The 21,708-nt window shown below is 61.5% G+C and carries 26 protein-coding genes and 8 tRNA genes; 21 read left to right on the top strand and 13 right to left on the bottom strand.

All coding sequences use genetic code 11. The features are described 5' to 3' along the window. Positions 1–28 precede the first annotated feature (28 nt). The 11 genes from AC04PH_RS10870 (at position 29) to lysC (ending at position 11,162) form a co-directional block, all read left to right on the top strand. On the top strand, positions 29–3,136 hold the full coding sequence (locus AC04PH_RS10870) for a phage tail tape measure protein (RefSeq protein WP_483065754.1): 3,108 nt from the start codon (positions 29–31) through the stop codon (positions 3,134–3,136). After that, positions 3,133–3,789 (top strand): hypothetical protein, encoded by a 657-nt coding sequence (locus AC04PH_RS10865; RefSeq protein WP_483065753.1) that lies wholly within the window; start codon positions 3,133–3,135, stop codon positions 3,787–3,789. Before AC04PH_RS10870 ends, AC04PH_RS10865 begins: the two co-directional genes overlap by 4 nt. Beyond that, positions 3,789–4,382: a hypothetical protein gene (locus tag AC04PH_RS10860; protein WP_483065752.1), complete on the top strand. Its 594-nt coding sequence runs from the start codon at positions 3,789–3,791 to the stop codon at positions 4,380–4,382. Before AC04PH_RS10865 ends, AC04PH_RS10860 begins: the two co-directional genes overlap by 1 nt. Next, entirely contained in the window at positions 4,367–4,777 is a 411-nt protein-coding gene (locus AC04PH_RS10855; RefSeq protein ID WP_483065751.1) for a hypothetical protein, read from the top strand. The genes AC04PH_RS10860 and AC04PH_RS10855 overlap by 16 nt, the downstream gene beginning before the upstream one ends. Then, on the top strand, positions 4,778–6,799 hold the full coding sequence (locus AC04PH_RS10850) for a phage tail protein (protein ID WP_483065750.1): 2,022 nt from the start codon (positions 4,778–4,780) through the stop codon (positions 6,797–6,799). It abuts the gene before it with no gap. A 366-nt stretch (positions 6,800–7,165) separates the two neighbouring features. Continuing rightward, positions 7,166–9,082 (top strand): hypothetical protein, encoded by a 1,917-nt coding sequence (locus tag AC04PH_RS10845; RefSeq protein ID WP_483065749.1) that lies wholly within the window; start codon positions 7,166–7,168, stop codon positions 9,080–9,082. Between the two features lie 4 nt (positions 9,083–9,086). Beyond that, positions 9,087–9,479 (top strand): hypothetical protein, encoded by a 393-nt coding sequence (locus tag AC04PH_RS10840; RefSeq protein ID WP_483065748.1) that lies wholly within the window; start codon positions 9,087–9,089, stop codon positions 9,477–9,479. After that, positions 9,472–9,984 carry a hypothetical protein gene (locus AC04PH_RS10835; protein ID WP_483065747.1) on the top strand — a complete coding sequence of 171 codons (513 nt, stop codon included), beginning with the start codon at positions 9,472–9,474 and terminating at the stop codon, positions 9,982–9,984. Before AC04PH_RS10840 ends, AC04PH_RS10835 begins: the two co-directional genes overlap by 8 nt. 23 nt (positions 9,985–10,007) lie before the next feature. Continuing rightward, entirely contained in the window at positions 10,008–10,631 is a 624-nt protein-coding gene (locus AC04PH_RS10830) for an N-acetylmuramidase family protein (RefSeq protein WP_483065746.1), read from the top strand. Beyond that, positions 10,628–10,993 (top strand): hypothetical protein, encoded by a 366-nt coding sequence (locus AC04PH_RS10825; protein ID WP_483066194.1) that lies wholly within the window; start codon positions 10,628–10,630, stop codon positions 10,991–10,993. The genes AC04PH_RS10830 and AC04PH_RS10825 overlap by 4 nt, the downstream gene beginning before the upstream one ends. Further along, positions 10,881–11,162 (top strand): Rz1-like lysis system protein LysC, encoded by a 282-nt coding sequence (lysC, locus tag AC04PH_RS10820; RefSeq protein ID WP_483065745.1) that lies wholly within the window; start codon positions 10,881–10,883, stop codon positions 11,160–11,162. Before AC04PH_RS10825 ends, lysC begins: the two co-directional genes overlap by 113 nt. On the opposite strand, the gene AC04PH_RS10815 is transcribed toward lysC, so the two are convergent. From AC04PH_RS10815 to AC04PH_RS10760, 12 genes are all read right to left on the bottom strand, one after another. Further along, positions 11,163–11,240, bottom strand: a tRNA-Leu gene (locus AC04PH_RS10815). Between the two features lie 4 nt (positions 11,241–11,244). Further along, positions 11,245–11,321, bottom strand: a tRNA-Leu gene (locus tag AC04PH_RS10810). Between the two features lies 1 nt (position 11,322). Then, positions 11,323–11,400: transfer RNA gene (locus tag AC04PH_RS10805), tRNA-Leu, on the bottom strand. 5 nt (positions 11,401–11,405) lie between these two features. After that, positions 11,406–11,491 (bottom strand) — tRNA-Tyr (locus tag AC04PH_RS10800). Positions 11,492–11,599: 108 nt separating this feature from the next. Further along, positions 11,600–11,836, bottom strand: a complete 237-nt coding sequence (locus AC04PH_RS10795) for a hypothetical protein (protein WP_483065744.1) — start codon at positions 11,834–11,836, stop codon at positions 11,600–11,602. Positions 11,837–11,948: 112 nt separating this feature from the next. Beyond that, entirely contained in the window at positions 11,949–12,176 is a 228-nt protein-coding gene (locus AC04PH_RS10790) for a hypothetical protein (RefSeq protein ID WP_483065743.1), read from the bottom strand. Between the two features lie 22 nt (positions 12,177–12,198). Continuing rightward, positions 12,199–12,276 (bottom strand) — tRNA-Ile (locus AC04PH_RS10785). A 49-nt stretch (positions 12,277–12,325) separates the two neighbouring features. Continuing rightward, positions 12,326–12,910, bottom strand: coding sequence for a hypothetical protein (locus AC04PH_RS10780; protein ID WP_483065742.1), 585 nt, complete (start codon positions 12,908–12,910; stop codon positions 12,326–12,328). A 214-nt stretch (positions 12,911–13,124) separates the two neighbouring features. Then, entirely contained in the window at positions 13,125–13,586 is a 462-nt protein-coding gene (locus AC04PH_RS10775) for a hypothetical protein (RefSeq protein WP_483065741.1), read from the bottom strand. After that, complete coding sequence (locus tag AC04PH_RS10770; protein WP_483065740.1) at positions 13,587–14,036, bottom strand: hypothetical protein; 450 nt, start codon at positions 14,034–14,036, stop codon at positions 13,587–13,589. It abuts the gene before it with no gap. Continuing rightward, the gene (locus tag AC04PH_RS10765; RefSeq protein WP_483065739.1) at positions 14,029–14,736 is read right to left on the bottom strand and encodes a hypothetical protein; all 708 of its coding nucleotides are present in this window, start codon (positions 14,734–14,736) and stop codon (positions 14,029–14,031) included. Before AC04PH_RS10765 ends, AC04PH_RS10770 begins: the two co-directional genes overlap by 8 nt. Further along, positions 14,733–15,056: a DUF3307 domain-containing protein gene (locus AC04PH_RS10760; protein ID WP_483065738.1), complete on the bottom strand. Its 324-nt coding sequence runs from the start codon at positions 15,054–15,056 to the stop codon at positions 14,733–14,735. The genes AC04PH_RS10765 and AC04PH_RS10760 overlap by 4 nt, the downstream gene beginning before the upstream one ends. A 253-nt stretch (positions 15,057–15,309) precedes the next feature. On the opposite strand from AC04PH_RS10760, the gene AC04PH_RS10755 reads away from it, so the two are divergent. The 8 genes from AC04PH_RS10755 (at position 15,310) to AC04PH_RS10720 (ending at position 18,012) form a co-directional block, all read left to right on the top strand. Then, positions 15,310–15,621, top strand: a complete 312-nt coding sequence (locus AC04PH_RS10755; RefSeq protein WP_483065737.1) for a hypothetical protein — start codon at positions 15,310–15,312, stop codon at positions 15,619–15,621. Next, a complete protein-coding gene (locus AC04PH_RS10750) occupies positions 15,618–16,178 on the top strand; it encodes a histidine phosphatase family protein (protein WP_483065736.1) in 561 nt (186 codons plus the stop codon). The genes AC04PH_RS10755 and AC04PH_RS10750 overlap by 4 nt, the downstream gene beginning before the upstream one ends. A gap of 41 nt (positions 16,179–16,219) precedes the next feature. Then, positions 16,220–16,295: transfer RNA gene (locus AC04PH_RS10745), tRNA-Val, on the top strand. 122 nt (positions 16,296–16,417) lie between these two features. Beyond that, positions 16,418–16,768: a DUF2200 domain-containing protein gene (locus AC04PH_RS10740; RefSeq protein ID WP_483065735.1), complete on the top strand. Its 351-nt coding sequence runs from the start codon at positions 16,418–16,420 to the stop codon at positions 16,766–16,768. Between the two features lie 134 nt (positions 16,769–16,902). Continuing rightward, positions 16,903–16,979 (top strand) — tRNA-Asp (locus tag AC04PH_RS10735). A 36-nt stretch (positions 16,980–17,015) separates the two neighbouring features. Next, positions 17,016–17,092, top strand: a tRNA-Asp gene (locus tag AC04PH_RS10730). Between the two features lie 222 nt (positions 17,093–17,314). After that, entirely contained in the window at positions 17,315–17,614 is a 300-nt protein-coding gene (locus tag AC04PH_RS10725) for a DUF3817 domain-containing protein (protein WP_483065734.1), read from the top strand. Then, positions 17,614–18,012 carry a CopD family protein gene (locus tag AC04PH_RS10720; RefSeq protein WP_483065733.1) on the top strand — a complete coding sequence of 133 codons (399 nt, stop codon included), beginning with the start codon at positions 17,614–17,616 and terminating at the stop codon, positions 18,010–18,012. The genes AC04PH_RS10725 and AC04PH_RS10720 overlap by 1 nt, the downstream gene beginning before the upstream one ends. A gap of 69 nt (positions 18,013–18,081) precedes the next feature. Here AC04PH_RS10720 and AC04PH_RS10715 read toward each other — a convergent pair whose 3' ends face one another. After that, on the bottom strand, positions 18,082–19,458 hold the full coding sequence (locus tag AC04PH_RS10715) for a M20/M25/M40 family metallo-hydrolase (protein ID WP_483065732.1): 1,377 nt from the start codon (positions 19,456–19,458) through the stop codon (positions 18,082–18,084). Positions 19,459–19,653: 195 nt separating this feature from the next. Here AC04PH_RS10715 and AC04PH_RS10710 point away from each other — a divergent pair, with 195 nt between their 5' ends. Both AC04PH_RS10710 and hemA read left to right on the top strand, forming a co-directional pair. Beyond that, positions 19,654–20,244 carry a cytochrome P460 family protein gene (locus AC04PH_RS10710; RefSeq protein WP_483065731.1) on the top strand — a complete coding sequence of 197 codons (591 nt, stop codon included), beginning with the start codon at positions 19,654–19,656 and terminating at the stop codon, positions 20,242–20,244. A gap of 226 nt (positions 20,245–20,470) precedes the next feature. Next, positions 20,471–21,694: a 5-aminolevulinate synthase gene (hemA, locus tag AC04PH_RS10705; RefSeq protein WP_483065730.1), complete on the top strand. Its 1,224-nt coding sequence runs from the start codon at positions 20,471–20,473 to the stop codon at positions 21,692–21,694. The last annotated feature ends 14 nt before the right edge of the window (positions 21,695–21,708 follow it).

Here is a 21,708-nt window from a genome sequence, read left to right as displayed (position 1 = left end):
TTGCCGTTCCACAAGGGAGGCGTCTGCTATGACCGATTTTGCTGACTTAGGGATACGCGTGGATTCCTCTCCGGCTCGCCGTGCTACGGGCGATCTAGACAAGATGGGCAAGACCGGCGAGCGCGCCGGTGGCCAGATCGAAAAATTGGGGGCCGTCAGCAAGAAGGGCCTTGGTGCGCTGGCAGTCGCAGCATCCGCCGCCTTGGGCGCGATGGCTTCAATTGGCGCGACTATCCAAACCATCCGCCAGTTTGACAGCAGCGTTGCCCGATTGGGCGCAATTTCCGGTGCCACTACCGGCGAACTTGCGGACCTGCGGGATATGGCCCGCGATCTGGGCGCGACGACCGAATTCAGCGCCACACAGGCTGCGAACGGGCTGTCCTTCCTTGCGATGGCGGGCTTTGACGCCGTGGAGAGCATGGCGGCGATTCCTGACGTGCTGGACCTTGCCACCGCGTCCGGCATGGGGCTGGCGGAGTCTGCGGATATCGCGTCCAACGTGCTTTCCGGCTTCGGTATGGCCGCTGCGGAAGCAGGTGATGTTGCCGACATTCTCGCCGCAGCATCTTCGCAAGCGAACACGGATGTCAGCCAACTAGGGCAGGCCATGTCTACGGTCGCGCCAATCGCGGCGGCACTTGATATCCACCTGTCGGACACGGCGGCGGCAATCGGCGTTTTGTCCGACGCGGGTATTCAGGGCGCACGTGCGGGCACGGCCATGCGCGGTGTGCTGGCGTCCTTGGCGGGGCCGACCGATCAGGCCGAACAGGTGCTGCGTCGTCTTGGCCTGACCATTCAGGATGTTGATCCGGCGACAAACGATCTTGCCGACGTGATGGGCAAGCTGGACGCCGCAGGGCTATCCACAGCGGATGCAATGGAAATTTTCGGAAGGGAGGCCGCGTCCGGTGCGTTGGTTTTGGTCGAAGGGTCCGACCGGCTGCGTGAGTTTGGCGCGGAACTGAGCAGCGTCGATGGTGCAGCTTCGGATATGGCCGAGACCATGCGGGACAATTTGGGCGGCGATATCGACAGCTTGCAGTCGGCGGTGTCGGGATTGATGATCAGCCTCGGTGACGCGGGACTGACGGCGATCTTGCGCGGTGTCGCGCAGGTCCTGACGGGCGTGACACGGACCGTGACGTTTCTGGTCGATGTATTCGATACGTTCACTGATCTCGTCGGCGACGTATTCACTTTTGCCAGTGCCACGGATGAACTTGCTGGGTCGATCCAATCGGCGGCTGACGCCATGGGGAATGAACTTGAGCAGTCAGACCTACTTTCAGGTCGGCTCGTTGGGGTTCGCGAAATGTCGGTGGATGTGGCCGGTGTGAAGCTGGCGCAGGCGCGCGCGTCATTGGCAGCGGCAGATGCTTCGCGCCAAGAGCGCCTTGCGGCCATACAGTTGTCCGACGCATTTCAGGATCGCGTAGAGGCCCAAGCCTACTTCAATGAACAAATCCAAGAGTATTATCGTCAACGCGACGAGGCCGCAGCGCGCGGGGAGATGGAAGGCCCCGGCGACATCGCAACGTTTCAAGGGTATCTTGATCAGGTCCGACGTGCGGTTAAAGCGCAGAGGGACTTGATCGGTGACGCGGGCGAAATTCCGCAAAGCCTCGTCACCGCAGAAGCCCAGATCGCTGCTCTCGAAACCCTCATCGCTGATGCGGAAAACGGCTTTGTCGATGTATCGGTCGCGGCGGCGGGCGTTACAGGCAATGTTGCTGACACGAGAGAGCAGGTCATTGCTCTCAACTCGGTCCTTGTTTCGCAGTATGAACTCTACGGCAGCACCCGCGCAGAGAGCGACCTCGCGAATTCGTCGGCGCAGGACATGCTGGATACGATGATCCGGCAGAACATCCTGCAAAGCGCCATCAATGAACACGGTCGAGACAGCGCGGAAGCGGTAGCCTTGCGGGCAGCCCACGAGCGCGATGCTTTCGAGGAAATGCTGAGCACGCTGGGCGTATCGCAAAGCCTGCGTGACAGCCTGATGGGCGCGTTTCTGGTTGGTCAGGATTTGGCGAACTTAGATATGGAAGGCGAAATCGGCGCGGCTAATATCAGCGCCGCCGAACTTGGTCGTCAGCTTGGCGTGTCGGTCGAACAGGGCGACAGGATGCGTCAGGTGCTGGACCGGATCGCCGGGTTCAACTCTGGCTCTACCGTCGCACAGATTGCGCAGATCACGCGCGCACTTGGCGTCTCCACACAGCAGGCGATTGCCTTGGCGCGGGCCTTGCCGGGGTATTCCGATGGCGGGGTGTCCGGGCCTGACGGTGCGGTGGTGCAGGCGCGGGCGATAAACCCGGTTATCTCCGCGCCGGACATTTTCGAGCCGGTTGCTCCTCTGGCTGGCGGCGGCGTCGGCGGATCGCGCTCCCGTTCACCCGGCAGCGGCACGTCCGAGGCGCAGCGGGAATACAACGACAACCTGCGCGAGGCGCAGCGCATCATCGAGGGCACCCGCACCGAAGTCGAAAGCCTGCAATTCGAGTTGCAGGAGCTGGCGGAACTCAACGAACTCGGGTTCTTCAAGGACGCGCCGGAGGCATACAGCCGCGCATTGGCCGACTTGAACGAGCAGCTTTCCGATGCGCAGTGGTCTGAAAACCCGTTCGGCGATTTCCTTGACGATTTGGGAGAGGCGGCGGGCGAGGCGGAGTCGCTGAAAGAGGCGTTCGCCAACATGGGTGACGTGGTGGTGAGCCAGTTGCAGCGCATGGCGGCAGAGTGGCTATCGTCGGGGCTGTCGCAGATCGGACGCAGCTTTCTTGGCGGGCTTGGCTTCGGCGGCGGAAAGGCGGCGGCGAAGGGCGGGGGCTTCGATATCTTCGGCGGTTTCCGTGCTGATGGCGGACCGGTCCAGAGCGGCAAGAGCTATATAGTCGGTGAACGCGGGCCGGAGTTGTTCGAGCCAGATTCCAACGGCACGATTTATCCGAACGGCACTGCACCATCGGCAGGCGGTGGGACAATGGACGTTCACGTCTCGGTCTCGGTCGATGACGACGGCAAGGTGCAGGCCTACGTTGCGCGTCAAGGCCAGCAGACGATGCGTCAGACCCTGAACGCCGTTCCAGCCAAGATGCAGGACCACATGATGCGGGTGCAGACATGAGCGAAATTGCGTTCCCGTCGCGTGCAAAGCTGACCAGCGCGGACTTTCAATTCGCCAACCAGATGCGCGGGCGACAAACGTCGCTCAGCGGCGCGGAGACGCTTATCCCCACGTTGTCAGGTCACTGGACCGTTGCCATGACGTTTTTCCTTCACGGGGAGGCTGCGCGGCTTGAATGGCAGGGCTTTCTTGCAGGCATGGCCGGTGGCCTCAACACCACGCTGGTGCCGGTGTTCGTCCCGTATCGTCCGCTGACCGGGGCGGGCCGGCCGGTATCGGGACGGCGCGGAACGCCGTTTTCCACGTTCGAACACTGGTCATTCAAGAGCGCGGATCGCAGGGCGTTGTCGCTGGCGAAAAGCGCACCGGCACGGTCCACGGAACTGACCTTCATTCTGGACGACAGCGAAGGCTTGCGCCCCGGTCATATGTTTTCGATCCGCGACCGCATGTATCGCGTCGTCTCATCGTCGCAGGGCGGCACGAAGATCGGCATCCAGCCACCACTACGTGCGGCGGTTCTGGCGGGTGAGGCCGTCGAAGTGGACAAGCCGCTCTGTCGGATGCGGTTCGCCACGGAGACCGAAGGCGTCGTGATGTTCGCGCCTGACGCCGTCGATCGGGCGTCGGTGATGTTCCGCGAGGCATTCTAATGGGCGCGCGGGACGACCTGCTGGCAATACCGGACGACCTGTTGCGAACGGGCCGGTTCACTGAGGCCACGCTGGTTCACATGGACTTCAAGGACAACCCGATCCGCTGGTGGACGGGCCTTGGTGAACTGGAATTGAACGGGGAAAAGTGGGTCGGCACCAGTGACCTTATCAGCCTATCGGAGATATCCACGGATTACTCTGCGACGGCGCAATCGGTGACGTTCACGCTCTCGGCCAAGGCTGAACACTTGCAGCTGATCCAAGCCGCAGAGGAGCAGATCGAGGGGCGGGCGGTCACGATCTACGGGCAGATATTCCGCACCATCGCGGAGGGCGACGACCCGGCATGGCAGCCTATCGGGGCAATGTTCGCGCACTTCACCGGCACGATGCACCAGCCGTCCTATGAGCAGACGGGGATCGAGGGCGGCACGGTGCAGGTCGTTGGCGAAGGGGTGTTTCATCGCCGGTCAGCACCGCCACGGGGGAAGTTGACGCACATCGACCAGCAGGTTCGCTCACCCGGCGACTTGGGCCTGATCTACGTCTCGAAATACGAGAATTACGACACCAAATGGCCATTCAGGTAGCCACGGCGGCGGACGTTGATCGCATCGCCGATATGACGTTCCAGCTTGTCGAAAGCGTGAATGGCCCGGTCGCACCGGTCAGGGCAAACGTGCGCGAGGAGGCCATGATGCTGATTGCCAGCCCGAACGGCACGGTATTCGTTTCGGATCGTGGCTTCATCGCCGGGTCACTTGCGCCGACGATCATCAGCCCGGAGCGGATTGCGCAAGAATGTGGCTGGTTCGCGACCGACCGGAGCGGCTTGCGGTTGCTGGCGGCTTTCGAGCGATGGGCAGGGGCACACAGCGCCCGCGTGAAGTTGTCAACGGCGTCGTGGGACGCCACACCGACCAGCCTCAAGGCACTTCTTTACCGGCGCGGATACAAGCCGTGCGAAACTGCGTGGGTCCGATAGATGGCAATTTTCACCTATGCAGTGGGCTGGTTGGGATCGGCCCTGACGCCATACTTGGGCGCGGGCCTTGCCGGGGGTGTCGCCAACGTCGCCGGGTCGATCGTGGTCAACAGCATCCTTGCCGCGGCGCAGGGTTCACCGACCATTTCGCAGCAGGAAATTCTTGCGACGATCAATCAGGCAACCGGCCCACGGCGACGGGGATACGGGCTTAATCGTCTCGGCGGCACACGGGCGTTCTGGGAGGCGAAGGACGGCACCCTGCATCAGGTGATCGTTCACTGCGAAGGGGAGATCGAGGGCGTCGTCGATTACGTGATCGACGGCAAGCCGGTGCAATTGGACGCAAACGGCACGACCATCCCGACACCGGACGATGCAGAGTTTTTCGGCTTCGACGGGCTTGTCACGCTTGAGGGGCGCAATGCGAATGGCGCGGATTTCGCAGACCTGCGAACCGCGTTTCCGACGATGTGGACGGACGATCACCTGATTGACGGCTCTGTCCTGACCTACTGCCGGTTCAAGTCGCCACGCCCGGAACGGACAGCGGCCGTATTTCGGAATGGCGCGAACACGTCCGTCCAGATCGACGCCGAACTGGCAAAGGTCTATGACCCGCGCACGGACACGACCGCATACAGTGACAACCCAAGCCTCTGCATCCGCGATTTCCTCGTTCACCCGGACGGGATGCGGATCGACGCGGCGACCATCGACAACGACAGCTTTGCGGCGTTCGCTGACATCTGCGACGAAATCATCGGGGGGATCAAGCGATACCGGTTGGCCGGTGTCTATGCCCTAACGGACAAACCCGCGTCCGTTTTGGAGCAGATGCGCAAGACCTGTGACGCATCTCTTTACCTCACGCCCGAAGGCAAAATCGGGATCATGGGCGGGAAGTATTCCGAGCCTGATGTCACCTTTACGTGGGACGATATCATCGCGATCCGGCACAGGTCTGGCACAAGCCCGCTCACGGCTTTCAACGTCCTGAAAGGTGAATACACCAGCCCCGACCACAACTTCCTGCCGCAGGAAGCGCCGGAGTTGCGCGACGAAGCGCTTCTAGCGAAACAACCCGAGCGCACTGAGATGCTGGAGGTGCCGTGGTGCCCCGATGGCGTTCAGATGCAACGCTTGATGCAGTCCTACCGGGCGCGGGCGCAACCACTGCAAACCGCGACCCTCACGACCAATCTTGTCGGACTGAAAGCACGTTTCCCAAAAGGTGACGGGATCCACACGATCCGGGTCGAGACGGAAACTTTGTCGGGCGTGTTCGAGGTCATCAGCCACAGCTATTCGGCAGCAGACGGCACATGCACCATAGAGGTGCAGTCGATCTATGACGCATGGGGCGAACTGACCGACGAAAGGCCACTAGCCCCTAAACTGGCGGACCTTGTGCAGAACAGGCCTCCACCGCTTGTTCCTGCGGGCTTGGCGCTCTCGCAAGAAGTCATCTCCTTATCTGCTGAAACCAAAGGCGTGCAGATCGTGGCCACGGTCACGGACCCTGCTCGGGCGGATTTGCAGGTCGGGCTTGAATATCAACTGGACGGCCAAGCGACGTGGACGCGCATGACGACGGGTGTTGGATCGTATCGCGGCACCAGCGGCATCATTTCCGAAGGCGAATACACCGTGCGGGCGTTCTGGTTCGGTCAAGGCGTCGATCCCGCAAACTATCCCGAGGAGGATATCGTCGTGGTCAGCAATCCGATGGCACCAGCAGCGCCGACGAATTTCACCGGAACACCGGGGGCGGGTGAGGCAAGCCTTTCGTGGACCAACGCGACCGCGAACTTCCACCGCACACGGATTTTCCGCAACACGTCCGACGACTTTTCGGGTGCCGGCTTCATCAGTGACGTGGCCGGGGTTGCGGGGCAGGGGTCCAGCTACACCGACACGCCACCCACGACTGACCCGTATTTCTATTGGCTGGTGACGCTGAACCCGTCGCTGGTTTCGTCGGCACCTACCGCCTCTGTGAGCGTCACACCGACGCCGTAAGCCACTTTTCCAAATTTCAAGATACTGGAGCCTGCAATGCCTACGCTTGAGGAACAACTCAACGTGACCCTACGGGATCGCGAAGTTTACAACGACGCCTTCCCCGCGCCTGCCGGTGATCCCAATTCGCCGGAACACGATCCCAATAAGGAAGAGCTGCGTGACGGCTTTATCCCGCTGGCGCAGGCTGCTGATGTAGTGCTTGGCGCGGAACTGACGGCGGGCGCGAATGCGGATCGTGCAGAAACGGCGGCGGCGGCATCGGAGAACAACCGTGACACGGCCCTTGCGGCTGCAAATGCTATCGGCCCGGTTGCGTTCTACCTGACCAAGGCGGCGGCTGTCGCGGCTTCTGGCAGCCTCTCCGTGAACGATATTGTCGAGGTCATGGCGGACGAAGGTCGGAGCGGTCGGCGCACGCGCTATCAGTGGGATGGGACTGAATTCGACTTCCTGCTGTATCTCAGCACGGTCGAACTGCCTATTGCTTCCGTCAAAGACACCGACGTGGCAATCGGTGACTATGTGCGCGACGTGGCGACGGGCGCGATCTACCAGCGCGTGGCCAGTGACGGCGATCTGGATTTCACGGGCAGCGGAGGCATCCACGCCAATGTCGTCAGCCCCTGGCGCTCTGCGTCGTTCGGCGGTGATGCGACAGCCTTTGCCAATGCGGTGCGGGCGCGGGCTGCTGATCTGGTGGCGAACCGGTATATCCTCGAGGTGGCGACTGGCGAAGATATCCGCGTTCCTTGCAACCCCAGCGCATCGGCCAACGAATTGCGCGACTACTGGCGCTACATGACGCTTGGCCATGTGGTGCAGGCGGATGGTCACCTGTGTCTCGAAATTGCCGATGGTATGCACGACGTCACCACGGTGATCGACCAGCAGAACGGCTCCACTGTTCATGTCGAAGGTTCCGGCGATGCTGTCGAACTGGATATTGCGTCCATGGCCTTCACCGACATGGGCAGCAACGTTTGGCGCGTGCAGATCAACGTCACGGGCGGCACGATCCCGGTCTATGTCACCAGCAACGCCGGTGCCGTGGTCGGGGTGCAGAACCCCGTTGGCAACGGAACGCCACACGCAGCGGCGGGCGCATTGCGTGTCGTCACGCGGCACAGCAGCACCTCGATCACCTGCGAGTTTCAGAACCATGGCGATCAGGCTCTGGTCGATATGACCACGCCAACCGCAGGCACCTCTCTTGGCATACCCCAAAACAAGTTGGTCGTGCCGCTGGCCTGTGTCCGTGCGAACTCGGCTGGCTGGACTCCGGGCGGAGTGGGGCTGGAGGAAGGCTTCGTAAATGCGCGTGAAGGATCGTCCGCTATTTTCGGTCACGTTGGCCTTTCCTACAACGGCACCGCGGACGGCCATGAAATGCTGTTTTCGAAAGACCCCAACTCCTACATCAAGTTGACGAGTGGTGCGGTGGTCGCTGGCGACACAAGCAAGCTAATGCGGTCCTCTTACGCCGGGAAAATTCTGCTCGAAGCCGGTTCTTTCGTTGGCCTTGGCATAGGCGGTCAGACCCTCTGGCAGGGTGTATCGGACGGTTGTAGCCTTTCTGCCGTGCGCGCAAACATCGCATGTGGGGTGTTGGAAACAGTGTCTGTGACCGCCGATTGCAGCGCCTTCCTTTCGCAGTGCGTCGCCTCCGGCTCAAAGCGAATTGCACAAACAAGTTGGGACTCCGGCTCGATCGACATCACGACCTGTCGTTTGAATTTCTGCGAGAACGTCGCGCAACCCAACGACGGCACCATTTCGATTTCAACAGATACGATTATAGATCACTGCACAGGTGTCGGTTTCGTGGTTACGGGCAGTGTGAGGGGCGCGGTCAAGGGTAACCCGACTTTCACAAATCACACCGGCACGCTCCCGACGCCAAATGCCCGCCAGCCGAAGAACGGTATTTGGCTGGACGGCGAGGGTAAGGAATACGACCCGGACGACTACCAGCTTGGTAAGTTTTCCTTCACGGTCGATTTCCCGGCAATCTTGCCTCGCGATCAGGATACCGTCGTGATCACGGCAGCAGATTTTCCGGGAAGCACGCCAAACGAACTTGCCGCGAAGGCCACGCTTGCCCTCGTCAAGACAAGCGATCCGATCACAGTCACACCCAACGGGGGGCCAATTCCCGGCCCGTATATCCCTATCCCCGGATACGCCACGGCTGATGGTGAAATCACGCTGCAAATCGGCAGCTATTCGTCAGGCACGACGAACCCGGCAGCAGAGACATTTTTCATCCGGGCGCGGAGGTAATCTGATGCCGTATAGCGCCCTGACCATTCACACCATGGCGGGGGTGTCTCTGGCGATGGCCTCCACCACCCTGTTCGGTGACGTGTTTCCTCCAAACGTCCTGCAATCTGCGGTCTATGGCGGGCTTGGTGGCATGGCCCGATGGGCCGGTGTCAGCCGGGTCCGGTGGCACGAAAATCTGTCTTGGGTACCGCTTGGCGTTCTGCTGGCGGTTGGTCTGGATACCGTTGCCGCCCCCATTCTCGCCACATACCTGAGCGGCGATGCACCGGGCAGTTTCATTCGGGAGGTTTTCGAAAACGACCAGTCGTCACGAGGGATCGCGTTTTTGGTGGGCCTGTTCGGCACAGCCGTCCTCGCCCGGTTCATCGACAAAAGGAAAGACGACGATGGTTGAGGTCCTGAAATTGCGAAAGGACGTGACAGGGCATCGTGAGCGGTTCTGGCAGACCATCAAGACAGGATGCGCGATGGGTCTTGTCATTTTCGTGGTCATGCCGTGGGTGCAGCGGTCATACGAGTCCGTGACCGACCAGTCACATATCATGCAACCAGAATTCAGCATGGTCCGGTCATATGAGCATGGATGGGTGGTGAACTACACCGCGGGCGCACAAAAAGCCGTTCGCGCGCACTTCACGATCCAGACGCGGGATAAAAGCGGTTCTGCGATCTGCACCTACCGGTCGGACAACGCTTATCCCTACAGCCCGAACTCGAACGGCAGGCGTCCTTGGCCGTGGGCTGCATGGGCAGAGGAAAGTAGGGCAACGTCCTGCGACGTGCCGGAGCCGCCGTTTCAGGTGTGCCTCCGGTATGACGGCGTGACCCGATTGGGAACCCCATTCGACACCGCATACACCTGTGTGCGCTTCCCCGAAACTGACGAGGTGATCCGATGAATTTCACAGGCAAAGCAAAGCGGTTGGACGATATCGACCTTCCACGCATCGGCGCGGAAATCGGTGTTGGTGAGGATGAAATCCACGCCGTGCTGGACGTAGAAACGCGGGGCAGTGGCTTTGACGATCAAGGCCGTCCTGCCATGCTTTTTGAGCCGCACGTGTTCTGGCGCGAACTTGAGCCAGGTCCGAAGCGTGACCGAGCGGTGGCACAGGGTCTTGCCTATCGCAAGTGGGGTGAGCGTCGGTATCCCCGTGATAGCTACCCTCGCTTGAAAGCGGCAATGGTAATCGACCGGGAAGCGGCGCTGCGCAGCGCGTCATGGGGCTTGGGGCAGATCATGGGCTTCAATGCGCAAATGGCGGGATACGATACCGCAGAGGCCATGGTTGCGGACTTTCTGGACGACGAAGAACGGCACCTGTCTGCAATGGTCGCGTTTATCAAAGGCGCGGGACTGGACGACGAGTTGCGGCGGCACGATTGGCGGGGCTTTGCGCGCGGCTACAACGGGAAGGGCTATGCCAAGCATGGTTACCATACCCGCCTGGCTCAGCGTTTCGCGTGGTGGCAGGGCAAGCCTGACACGCCGTGGTCACCGATGCTGTATGAATGTCATCCCGTCGATCCTATGGTAGCCGCATGAACTGGCTTTCCCTCGTCACCGCTGCCGCCGTGGGTGGCTCCGCAGTGGGCGGGCTGGCCGTCTGGTGGGTCATGGACCTGCAAGCGGACAGGGCGGACCTCACGCGGGCGCTGGCAGCGTCTGAGCGTGAGCGGGCCTTTCTGGTGGTCGAAATCGAACAGGCCGAAACATCCCGCGCTGTCGCCAAGGCTCACGCGGCCCGGATGCAGGCCCGGAACGCGGAACTATCCGACATTGAGGAGTGGATACATGCAAACGACGACGATGCGCCTATGCCTGACCTGCTGCGCCGCGCTTTTGACCGCGTGCTCGGGCCCGCCAGTGGTGGAGACACGCCTGATTGTGCCGGTGGTGGATGCTGACCTGCGGACGCCCTGCCTGTCGCCTGAGCGGCCCCGTGTGAGCGTGGCTGACGCGGCCCTGATCGTCACTGATCTGGTGCGCGACCGGGACTGTGCGAACGGCAAGATCGAGGCGATTGACACGATCCTGACGGATGCAGAGGCGCGGGCGGGCAATCTGCAAGAGTGATGGTGCGGCCCCTCGGATTCGAACCGAGACTGTGACAGGCTTTAAGGCTGTTGGCTCTGCCGGTTGGCCTAGAGCCGCATCGTGGTAGGGGCGGGCGGACTCGAACCGCCAAACTCCCGGGCCTAAACCGGGCGACTTTACCAATTTGCCCACGCCCCCGTGGTGCGCATAGCAGGACTCGAACCTGCAAAACTTCTAGGTTTGAACCAGACGACTTTACCAATTTGCCCATATGCGCGGATTTGGTGGGGAGGGTCAGATTCGAACTGACACAGCTTTTACACGAGAGATTTACAGTCTCCGACCTTCACCAATAGGAGAGCCGCCCCGAAATTTAGGAGCGACGATAGAGGTGTAAGAGGTCAGTGAGTTTCTGCATGGCTATCCATTAGACTAGATGCCACATAGCGTCAACGACAGAACCTAGCCCGCCCCGTTCATTCGGTGGCGGGCTTTTTCGTTTCAGGGTATGGGATACCGCCATGGATCGGAATGATCCGTATGTCATACTGCCCCTTGCGCCCGCACTGCGTGCACTTCACCCGGTCGAGAAGGTCGATCAGCCAGGTATCCGCGCCGTAGTTGTCGATCAGGCTTTGCCCCCGGCGATCAAGGAACCTGCCGCACGGACATTGGATGCTGATCGTATAGTCGCGAAGTTCGCGTAGCTGCAACGGGACGAGGCGGTCGCGGGTCGTTGTAGAGGGTTCATGTTGGGAGTTTAGGTGTTGGTGCCGACACCAAGTGCTGCCATGATCTCGGCGCGATGGTGTGCGTTGGCTGGTTTTACCGATTGCTTTTTATCCAGCGCAGAAGCCGTGACGGCAGATCAAACACGTCCTGCACTGCGATCCATATAGGGGCCAGCCCGCTATCCAGCGCCCACATCGGGACGCTGTTGTGGACTTCCAGAACCTCAATTCCATCGGCCTTCATCGCCTCTGCTTGTCTTTCGCTGGGAATGATGCATGACCATCGCCCTGACTTGCCGCGAATTTCGGCTTCGTATCGCATCGTGGTCTCTCCTATATTGCGTTGGTAAACGGGGCGGGATTCGAACCCACGATCACGGCGTTATGAGCGCCTTGCTTTGACCTGGCTAAGCTACCCGTTCAGTCTTTTGCCGAAGTTAATCGGCGGCCGGGGCGTTCGAACCTTGCCACTTATGTCCCGCTGCCAGTCGCGATCAATCCACTATCCTTGGCTGCGTTCAGTTCGACCGTTGCTCCGCCCGCTTCGCGACACCGGGCTTTGTATGCTGCGCGAATGTCCTTTTCATTTGCGGCAGAATCTACCCCCAAGACGACCCACCACACCCGCTGGCTGGGGTTTTCGGTTTGCCCCGGCGCAGGCAGCGCGGTAAAGCCCTGAAAGGCTTGATCCAGCAACTGATGCGCTCCGCGTCGCTCTATGTCGCGGAACGCCTTGACTGCAAGACCAATGGCACGGCAGTTTTCCCATGGCCTCTGGTAGGTGTCGCAAGGCAGGCAGATCGGACGTTTGCCCTTTGTGAAATAGACTGCGACGCCGGGGTCAGCCATTTTTTCGCTTAGCCCGTCGCGGTATGGGGTGCCATCAAGGCGGGTCGGGATGTTTGATGATACGACCACGCCCTTTGCGCCGAAGCGTGAAAGTTCGAGCATCATTTCCTCGAACGCCTTTGATGGCGTGACCTTGAACGCGCTCTGCTTCCGATTCTTAGTGCGGGACGGGCCTTTTGGCCATTGCAGCGGGTGTGCCTGTGTCATCCATACGTCTCCTTCTGTCGCGCCTCTGTCAGCGCTGTTATCCATGTGTCCCGCAGGTGTCCGTAATCGCGGGGCTGTGTGACCGCGACGGCGGATGTCAGGCATACGTCGCACGTGCCATAATGATACGTCGCTTCATTTGGTGGCCGTCGTCCGTGCTGTTCGCCACAGGGGGCGCATACCCATGCCGGGTAGTCTTTTTGGAGGTGAACAGTCATTCCATGAATCCTTCACTGCAAGAACGACAGCGCCCATGAACGTGACCGTTGTAACCCACTGCGCAGGTCAGCCGGAAAGTGTCTTTCTCGCCGCACCACGGGCAAGTCGCCTTAGCTGACGACAGATTGTTCGCAAGCATCTTCCGCTTCATTGCTGCGACTTTCGGAAGCCGTTCAACAAAGCGATCCATTGCGGCGTCCATACACGCCCGATCAGCCTCTCGCTCTGCGTCAGTTTTGGGATCATAAGACGGGCAGTCTGCCTTGCGCTCCGGGCCGGGGTGGCACGGAAGCATGAAGGCCAGTCCGGTTGCGTCACCGCCATTCGCCGCCGTCACGATCTTGCGGATGGGGTGGCCAATATTGCAGTCTTTGCCGTCTCGAATGCCGTTCACCGCATCGTAGTGGCGACAACGGCGGCCAAGAGCCGCCATGCGGTCGGACAGTGTTTCAGCCATCTATCCGCCCCCTTTTGGGCGAACAGGCATCGCGCACCATTCCATAACGCAAAACGGGTAGTAGTCGTCAGTCGCATCGGTCCCGATGCGGAGCCAAGTGTGTCCCGTTTCTATGTCAATAAGTTCCAGAATATCACTACTTGTGCCCAAAGACATTCTTGCGACAACCTCCCTGCCGATGGGTGTCGCACAGTCGATTTCAGGTGCCCTTCCTTCAATCATGTCCAAGTTATGAAGGTATGACCTATAGCCGTCGCTCGGGTCCTCTATTGCGATGAATGTATTACCGTCCATCCCCCATGCGGAAACATCGCGCGAGAAACCGTCAACGACGGTTTGAGATTTGATTGCGGCAAAATCCAGAATGTGTTGGCCGACAAGATCGCTAAGTTCGACCTGTGTTACTTTTCGCGGCAGAATCTGTCCGCATTTTTCGCAAGTTCTATTCATTTATCGGCCCTCCTGTGTGGTGGTTGCCCCATTGCGTCGCCATGGCAGCGGCGATGCCAGGGAAGAACATGCTGCGCTGTCTGGCCCGATTTTGGCCGGGGCTTGCCTTGTGCACGCTGTCACGGGCCGTGGTTCCGTCGAGTGTTCCGGTCTGCTCCAGCTTGGGTAGGCCGCGCAACCAGAGACAGGTGCGCTTGCGTTCGTTATCCGGGCCGTGTTCATCGTAGCCAAAGTGCCATGGCTGCACCGATTGCGCGTGCGGCTCGAAGTTAACGATCCGCTCTTTCGCGTGGCTGTGCATAACCGGATTCTCCACAGCGACACGCGGGATATGAGGCACATTCCAGACGGCGGAGAAGAGCGCCGCACCCTGATCCAGATGCCGCCAGATCGTCGCCAGTTTTTCATCGCGACTCATGGCCGGCCAAGCGCGTCGTTCGTCGTCGGTGCAGTCGGCAGGCGGATTGCAAGGCGGGTCGGTCAGCCAGCGTACACCACTGTTGCAAAGCCGGGTGCAGGGCGGGTGAAATACCGCCAGCAAGTCCCAATCGTCCTGCATCACGTCACGCACGTCACCGATGATGTGTCGGTTGGAAGGGGTGTCGCTCTGCTCAAGGTCGCAGGACCACGCATCATGACCCGCCGCAAGAAAGGCGTCACGGACGATCCCGGACCGTTCGCATCCGATCAGGACCTTCATGGCTGTATCCCCACCGTCAGCACCGCCCAAACCAGCTTGCATCCGATATGAATGCACTGGTCAGTGTGGTAACTGATGCGGCCCGCACATTTGTTGTGATCGGTCAGGCCATGAATGACAGCCTCGGCAACGCCCATCCAAAGCGATCCGGTGATGATACCGACAAAGCCGCCGTGGATGATGCTGTGTGCCGCCAGCGGGTGCCCCCATGGGATGCCCGGTATCGGATCGGTGTGGTTCTTGCCCCGCGCGAGGAAGTCACCTTGCAGCGGATAGTCGGCAAGCATGTGAGCGAAGATGAGGAGGGCGAGGATGGTCACGCGGCACCGCCGTTTCGGACAGCCTGAAAATTCAGCCTTGCTCGTTTACGAAGTGCTTTGCGGTTCAGTGAACCAGCGTGAACCAGAACAAAACGTGCAAGTTGCGAAAACGATGATTTACAAAGCGTCCTGTTTTCTGAAAAACAACAGGTTGTGAGGGGAGCGCAATGTTCACATCGAAGATGTCAGGAGTTCAAATCTCTTATCGCCCACCAGAATTTTTCAAAGGCGTGCCGCAGGGCACGCCTTTTTCGTGTCGGTGGCGGTGATGGACCGGGCGGCGATGGAACAGGACTGGCTGGCACTGACCCGCGACGCCCTGCCACGGCAGGCACGCGGGCAGGACTGGCCGGTGCAGCGCGACCACTGTTTTCAGCGGATCTGCCTCGATCAGGCCTGCGGCGGGTGCTGGTATGACAGCATCGCCGGGCGACCGGCCTATCGTGCGGCACCCGATGCCGTGTTGGCCCGCGCGGTGGCCTGCGCACGCGCCATTGCCGCCGGACGCGCCGATCTGCATGCGCTGAACCGGCAATCACTGATCTGGCGGGGCAAACGGCGATGAGCTACCCCGCGCTTTATATCCTGCGCCACGGCGAGACCGTCTGGAATGCCGAGAACCGGATGCAGGGGGAGTTGAATTCGCCGCTGACGCCAAGGGGCGAGGTGCAGGCGGCCCGTCAGTACGAAATCCTGCGCGGGCGCGATCTGGCCGGGTTCGCGTTTCTGTGCAGCCCGCAGGGCCGCGCGATCCAGACGGCGGGGATCGCCTGTGCGCCGCTGGCCACCACGATCCGCACCGACGACCGGCTGCGCGAGATCGGGGTGGGGGAGTGGTCCGGGCGTCTTCGGTCCGAACTTCCGATGCCGGAAGGCCGCGATCCCTTCATGGCACAATACGAGATCGCCCCGGGCGGCGAGGGGTTCGCCGCGCTGGAGGTGCGATGCCGCGCGCTGCTGGACGATCTGACAGGCCCGAGTGTCCTCATCACCCACGGCATCACCAGCCGCATGATCCGGTCCATCGCGGGCGCGTCGGAGGCTGTCAGCGTGGCCACGGTGCACGGCGGTCAGGGCTGTGTCTATCACCTGAAGGACGGCGTACAGACCCTGCTGACCTGACCCTTGCACCCGCCCGCGCAATCGCCTAAACGCACGCCAGCGGGTTGTTAGCTCAGTTGGTAGAGCGCTTCCTTTACACGGAAGATGTCGGGAGTTCGAGCCTCTCACAACCCACCATCACCGCCAGAGATATGCGCCCAGGGGTCGTGCCGGTTTCGCGCGGCGGGCCGGGTCATGCGCCCGACCTTGCATCGGAATGCGCCGGGCGGGTAGGGTCACCGCATCGCGTGGAGACCCCCATGGCAAAACATGCAATCTTCGACATGGCCTTTTCCAAAGTCTATCCCATGTATGTCGCGAAAACGGAACGCAAGGGCCGGAGCGGTGCGGAGGTCGACACGATCATCCGCTGTCTGACCGGCTACGATCAGGCGGGGCTGGACCGGCAGGTCGCAGAGGGTGTGGATTTCACCACGTTTTTTGCCGACGCGCCAGCGATGAACGCGCATTGCGACCGGATCACCGGCGTCGTCTGCGGCGTGCGCGTGGAGGACATCGACGACCCGCTGATGCAGAAAATCCGCTGGCTGGACAAGCTGGTCGACGAACTGGCGCGCGGCAAGAAACTCGACACCATTCTGCGCAGTTGAGCGGGGGACGTCTCCGGCCCCGGCCCGGGAACGTGCGATTGTGTGCATTTTCCCGCATCGACCGCTTGACGCAGGTTATGGTGCCGCATAGAAGCCGATCACGTTCCGCCGAATGGCTGGAAACTGGTAGATGCGCGGTTGTAGCTCAGTTGGTTAGAGTACCGGCCTGTCACGCCGGGGGTCGCGGGTTCGAGCCCCGTCAACCGCGCCACACCAGTCTTTCCGATCCGGCGGCATGTCAGAGTGCGCGGTTGTAGCTCAGTTGGTTAGAGTACCGGCCTGTCACGCCGGGGGTCGCGGGTTCGAGCCCCGTCAACCGCGCCACTTTCCCTTTTTATTCCAAACGGTTTCGCGGTCTTGCGGTCCCTTGGACGCCGCGATTGCGTATCCCGCCGTGTCGGTCAGGGGCCGCAGGCGGATCGCCCAAGTCTCTTGCGTCGGCGAGAGCTTTCGTGGAAAGACCGTCCGACCAGATATGAGAGCCGCCATGACCCGTGCCGAGACTATTGTTTTGCGCCCGCCAGCGATGCCATCGCGGTCACGACGATGAACGGTGCGCAGGAATTACGCCTTGCGGCCTTCGCCGAAGCGGTCACGCTGGCGACACTGGTTTGCGTCGCGGTGCCGCTCAAACACCTTGCGGACATGCCCGCCGCGGTGTCCGTTCTTGGCCCGATCCACGGCATCGTCTTTCTGTTCTTCATCTGGATCGTGATCCGGTCGTGGGCCGAAGGTCTGGTCGGTTGGCGGGGCGCTGCCCGGCTGACCTTGGGCGCTTTCATCCCGTTCGCGGGTTTCGTCAACGAACGGTGGCTTGCGCGCCATCTGAAAACAGGGAGTCTCTGATGCTCTACGATATCGCCAAGGCGATCCATATCGTGTCGGTGATCGTGTGGATCGCTGGTATGACGGTCGCCGCCGTGAGCCTGCGCCATCCGCGGCCCGAAACGCTGCCCGCGATCCACAGATTCGACCGGGCGGTGACGACGCCCGCGATGCTGCTGGTCTGGGTCTTCGGCATCCTTATCGCGGTTCAGGGCGGCTGGTTCGTGCAGGGCTGGCTTGCGGCCAAGATCGGCCTTGTCCTTGTCCTGTCGGGACTACACGGCATGATCACCGGGCGTTTGCGCCGGATGACACAGGACGGCGGCGCGACCCCCGATCCGGCGATGCGGATGGTCATGCCGATCGGTCTGGGTCTGGTGGTGTGCATCGTCCTGCTGGTCACGACAAAGCTGTTCTGACCGATCGGGCGCGGTCACGGGACACATCGACGGTCCGCCCGCACCCCGCGACCGTGCCTGGCAGAATTCCTAGCCCTGCGACAGCGCGTGCAAGATCCGTGCCCAGGACCGGATGCCCTTGTGGAAACTGTCGAGGTCGTATTTCTCGTTCGGGCTGTGGATCGCGTCGTCGTCCTTGCCGAAACCGATCAGCAGCGCGTCCATGCCGAGCACGGTCTTGAAATGCCCCGCGATCGGGATCGAGCCGCCGCAGCCCACGTAGGCCGCCGCATTCGGCCATTCGTCCGAAAGCGCGTCGGCGGCCTTGGCGAAGGCGGGGTTGTCGGTCGACATCTGGCTGGCCGGGCCTGCGCCGTGGCCGTGAAATTCCACCTTGCAGTCGTCCGGCACCATCGCCCGCACAATGGCGCGGAAACTCTCGCGGATCGCCAGCGGGTCCTGCGTGCCGACGAGGCGAAAGCTGATCTTGGCGCTGGCCTTGGATGGCAGCACGGTCTTGAAACCCGCACCGGTATAACCCGAAATCATGCCGTTCACCTCGCATGTCGGGCGCGACCAGATCATCTCAAGCGGGCGGCGGCCTGCCTCACCTGCGGGGATTTTCAAGCCGACCTCGCCAAGGAAGGCTTCATGGTCGAATTTCAGGTCGTCCCAGCTGGCAGCCAACTCGTTCGACAGCTCCGGCACGCCATCATAGAAATCGGGGATCGTGATGCGCCCGTCTTCGTCGTGCAACGACGCGATAATCTTCGCCAGCACCCGCGCGGGGTTCATCGCCAGCCCGCCATACATACCCGAATGCAGGTCCAGATCGGGACCGGTGATGGTGATTTCCTCGCCCAGCAACCCGCGTAACTGCGTGATGATCGCCGGTGTGCTGTCGCCGTAAAGGCCGGTGTCGCAGATCAGGGCGATGTCGGCGCGCAATTCCTCCGCGTTATCTTCCATGAACGGGACGAGCGACGGTGAACCTGATTCCTCTTCCCCCTCGAAGAAAATCGAAATCCGGCCGGGCAGAGTGCCATGCACCGCTTTCCACGCGCGGCAGGCCTCCACGAAGGTCATCAGCTGGCCCTTGTCGTCGGATGTGCCGCGGCCCCGGATCACGCGGCCTTTCGGTGTCTCCTCGACCTGCGGGTCGAACGGGTCGTTGTCCCAGAGGTCCAGCGGGTCGACCGGCTGCACATCGTAGTGGCCGTAGAACAGCACATGCGGGCCGTCGCCGCCCGTGTGACCCACCACCATCGGGTGGCCGGGGGTCGTGCGTTTGCTGGCGTCGAACCCGATATCGGCCAGGTCCTGCACCAGCCAGTCGGCGGCGGCGTCGCAATCGGCCTTGTAGGCCGGATCGGTAGAGATCGACGGAATGCGGAGCAGTTCCTTGAGCCGCGCGGTCGCGTCGTCGAGGGTGTCGTCGATATGCTGCAGGACGGGATCGAGTGTCATGGACAGGCCTTTCACGGTTGTGGGCCGCTTGCGCGGCACTGTTGCCGGCATATTGGGCGGCTGCGCGGGCAGACGCAATCAGTTGGCTGCGGCGCGGGTCCGCTCGCAGGTTTGTGAGCGGCGGTGTGTATCTTTGACAGATTGTCGCAGCTAGGGTCACGGCAAGCGATAAATATCCGGGGAAGGAGACCACACATGAAACTGAAATTGATCGTCGCGGCCGGGGCCGCAGCCGCGCTGATGGCCGGCGCGCAATCCGCACAGGCGCAGGCCGACTGCACCTTCGACAAGGACCCCTATGATTTCGAACAGGCAGAGGTCGACCGCCTCTATGAATGCGTGGCCGACGATCTGGCGGAACGCTATGGTCGCGAGGGCCACGAGATCGGCAGCGTCTATCGTGACTGGAACGCCGCGGCGACCGGCCCCTATCTGCCCGGGCCGCACGGTGACCGGTTCCTCAACACCTTCGCCAACGACATCGCCTATGACACCTATGTCACCTACGGCTACGGCGAGGATTTCGTGATGCCCGTGGGGTCGATCCTGGCCAAGGAAAGCTACAAGCTGCGCGGTGACGGCACGCCGCGCCCCGGTCCGCTGTTCATCATGACCAAGGTGGCCGAGGGCGAGGCCGACGAGTATGGCAACTGGGTCTATTCCGGGGTGCAGCCCAACGGTAAAGTGATGGGCGTCAATCAGGGTTTCTGCCACGATTGCCATCAGGCGTTCGCCGATCAGGATTCGCTGGGGTATCCGGCCCCCGAGGTGCGTCTGAACCAGTAACCACCTCCCGCGCGGCCCGTCCCGTTCGGGGATGCGGCCGCCGGCCCACCGGTTTCGTGAAGGATTTGACCCCGGGCGGGGTCATCCGGCATGGTGAGGCATATTGTCCATTCCGGCCGCAAGGGGAGTTGCCCGGACCGGTCGCGGACGATATGACCGGTTGAAACCTGAAGATGCGGCTGCGGGCAAAGGCGGTGGCGTGACCTTGAAGACGAAGGGACAGTCTGTGAACTACGACACACAGCTCGATCACGCGATTGCGCGTTTGCACGACGAGGGCCGCTATCGCACCTTCATCAATATCGAGCGCGCGCGCGGGCAGTATCCCCATGCGGTCTGGAACAAGGAAGACGGCAGCACCGCCCCCGTGACCGTGTGGTGCGGCAACGATTATCTGGGCATGGGTCAGCACCCCGTCGTGACCGGCGCCATGCACGAGGCGATCGAGGCGACAGGGGCGGGGTCGGGCGGTACACGCAACATTTCCGGCACGACCGTCTATCACAAGCGGCTGGAGGCGGAACTTGCCGACCTGCACCGCAAGGACGCAGCGCTGCTTTTCACTTCTGCCTACATCGCCAACGATGCGACGCTGTCGACACTGCCCAAATTGTTCCCCGGCCTCATCATCTATTCCGACGCGCTCAACCACGCCTCGATGATCGAAGGGGTACGCCGCAACGGCGGGGCGAAGCGGATTTTCCGCCACAACGACGTGGCGCACCTGCGTGAACTCATGGCCGCCGACGATCCGGCGGCACCCAAGCTGATCGCCTTCGAATCGGTCTATTCGATGGACGGCGATTTCGGCCCACTGGCAGAGATATGCGATCTGGCGCAGGAATTCGGCGCGCTGACTTATCTGGACGAGGTGCACGCGGTCGGCATGTACGGGCCGCGCGGCGGCGGTATTGCCGAACGCGAGGGCCTGATGGGCCGCATCGACATCATCAACGGCACGCTGGCCAAGGCTTACGGCGTAATGGGTGGCTATATCGCGGCATCGGCCAAGATGTGCGACGCGATCCGGTCTTACGCGCCGGGCTTCATCTTCACGACCTCGCTGCCGCCAGCGGTGGCCGCCGGTGCCGCGGCCTCTGTCGCGCATCTGAAAACCGACCAGGAACTGCGCGAGGCGCATCAGACGCAGGCGAAAATCCTGAAACTGCGGCTCAAGGGCATGGGCCTGCCGATCATCGACCACGGCAGCCATATCGTGCCGCTGATCGTGGGCGACCCGGTGCACACCAAGAAACTCTCCGACATGCTGCTGGCCGATTTCGGCATCTACGTGCAGCCGATCAACTTCCCCACCGTGCCGCGCGGGACCGAGCGTTTGCGCTTTACCCCGTCGCCCGTGCACGGCCCGCGCGAAATGGACGCGCTTGTTTCCGCATTGGACACGCTCTGGTCTCATTGTGCGCTGAATCGTGCCGAACTGGCGGGCTAGTATCATTTCTGCGG

The organism is Yoonia sp. KMU-150 (genome assembly GCF_056858355.1).
Note: the sequence above shows the minus strand (reverse complement) of the source record. Positions and strands in the feature narration are given on the sequence as shown.

What these genes read in the sequence shown, in the direction of transcription:
- AC04PH_RS10870 (WP_483065754.1), top strand. Translation starts at nt 29, where the DNA reads ATGACCGATTTTGCTGACTTAGGGATACGCGTGGATTCCTCTCCGGCT.
- AC04PH_RS10865 (WP_483065753.1), top strand. Translation starts at nt 3,133, where the DNA reads ATGAGCGAAATTGCGTTCCCGTCGCGTGCAAAGCTGACCAGCGCGGAC.
- AC04PH_RS10860 (WP_483065752.1), top strand. Translation starts at nt 3,789, where the DNA reads ATGGGCGCGCGGGACGACCTGCTGGCAATACCGGACGACCTGTTGCGA.
- AC04PH_RS10855 (WP_483065751.1), top strand. Translation starts at nt 4,367, where the DNA reads ATGGCCATTCAGGTAGCCACGGCGGCGGACGTTGATCGCATCGCCGAT.
- AC04PH_RS10850 (WP_483065750.1), top strand. Translation starts at nt 4,778, where the DNA reads ATGGCAATTTTCACCTATGCAGTGGGCTGGTTGGGATCGGCCCTGACG.
- AC04PH_RS10840 (WP_483065748.1), top strand. Translation starts at nt 9,087, where the DNA reads ATGCCGTATAGCGCCCTGACCATTCACACCATGGCGGGGGTGTCTCTG.
- AC04PH_RS10835 (WP_483065747.1), top strand. Translation starts at nt 9,472, where the DNA reads ATGGTTGAGGTCCTGAAATTGCGAAAGGACGTGACAGGGCATCGTGAG.
- AC04PH_RS10825 (WP_483066194.1), top strand. Translation starts at nt 10,628, where the DNA reads ATGAACTGGCTTTCCCTCGTCACCGCTGCCGCCGTGGGTGGCTCCGCA.
- lysC (WP_483065745.1), top strand. Translation starts at nt 10,881, where the DNA reads ATGCAAACGACGACGATGCGCCTATGCCTGACCTGCTGCGCCGCGCTT.
- AC04PH_RS10790 (WP_483065743.1), bottom strand. Translation starts at nt 12,176, where the DNA reads ATGCGATACGAAGCCGAAATTCGCGGCAAGTCAGGGCGATGGTCATGC.
- AC04PH_RS10780 (WP_483065742.1), bottom strand. Translation starts at nt 12,910, where the DNA reads ATGACACAGGCACACCCGCTGCAATGGCCAAAAGGCCCGTCCCGCACT.
- AC04PH_RS10775 (WP_483065741.1), bottom strand. Translation starts at nt 13,586, where the DNA reads ATGGCTGAAACACTGTCCGACCGCATGGCGGCTCTTGGCCGCCGTTGT.
- AC04PH_RS10770 (WP_483065740.1), bottom strand. Translation starts at nt 14,036, where the DNA reads ATGAATAGAACTTGCGAAAAATGCGGACAGATTCTGCCGCGAAAAGTA.
- AC04PH_RS10765 (WP_483065739.1), bottom strand. Translation starts at nt 14,736, where the DNA reads ATGAAGGTCCTGATCGGATGCGAACGGTCCGGGATCGTCCGTGACGCC.
- AC04PH_RS10750 (WP_483065736.1), top strand. Translation starts at nt 15,618, where the DNA reads ATGAGCTACCCCGCGCTTTATATCCTGCGCCACGGCGAGACCGTCTGG.
- AC04PH_RS10740 (WP_483065735.1), top strand. Translation starts at nt 16,418, where the DNA reads ATGGCAAAACATGCAATCTTCGACATGGCCTTTTCCAAAGTCTATCCC.
- AC04PH_RS10725 (WP_483065734.1), top strand. Translation starts at nt 17,315, where the DNA reads ATGAACGGTGCGCAGGAATTACGCCTTGCGGCCTTCGCCGAAGCGGTC.
- AC04PH_RS10720 (WP_483065733.1), top strand. Translation starts at nt 17,614, where the DNA reads ATGCTCTACGATATCGCCAAGGCGATCCATATCGTGTCGGTGATCGTG.
- AC04PH_RS10715 (WP_483065732.1), bottom strand. Translation starts at nt 19,458, where the DNA reads ATGACACTCGATCCCGTCCTGCAGCATATCGACGACACCCTCGACGAC.
- AC04PH_RS10710 (WP_483065731.1), top strand. Translation starts at nt 19,654, where the DNA reads ATGAAACTGAAATTGATCGTCGCGGCCGGGGCCGCAGCCGCGCTGATG.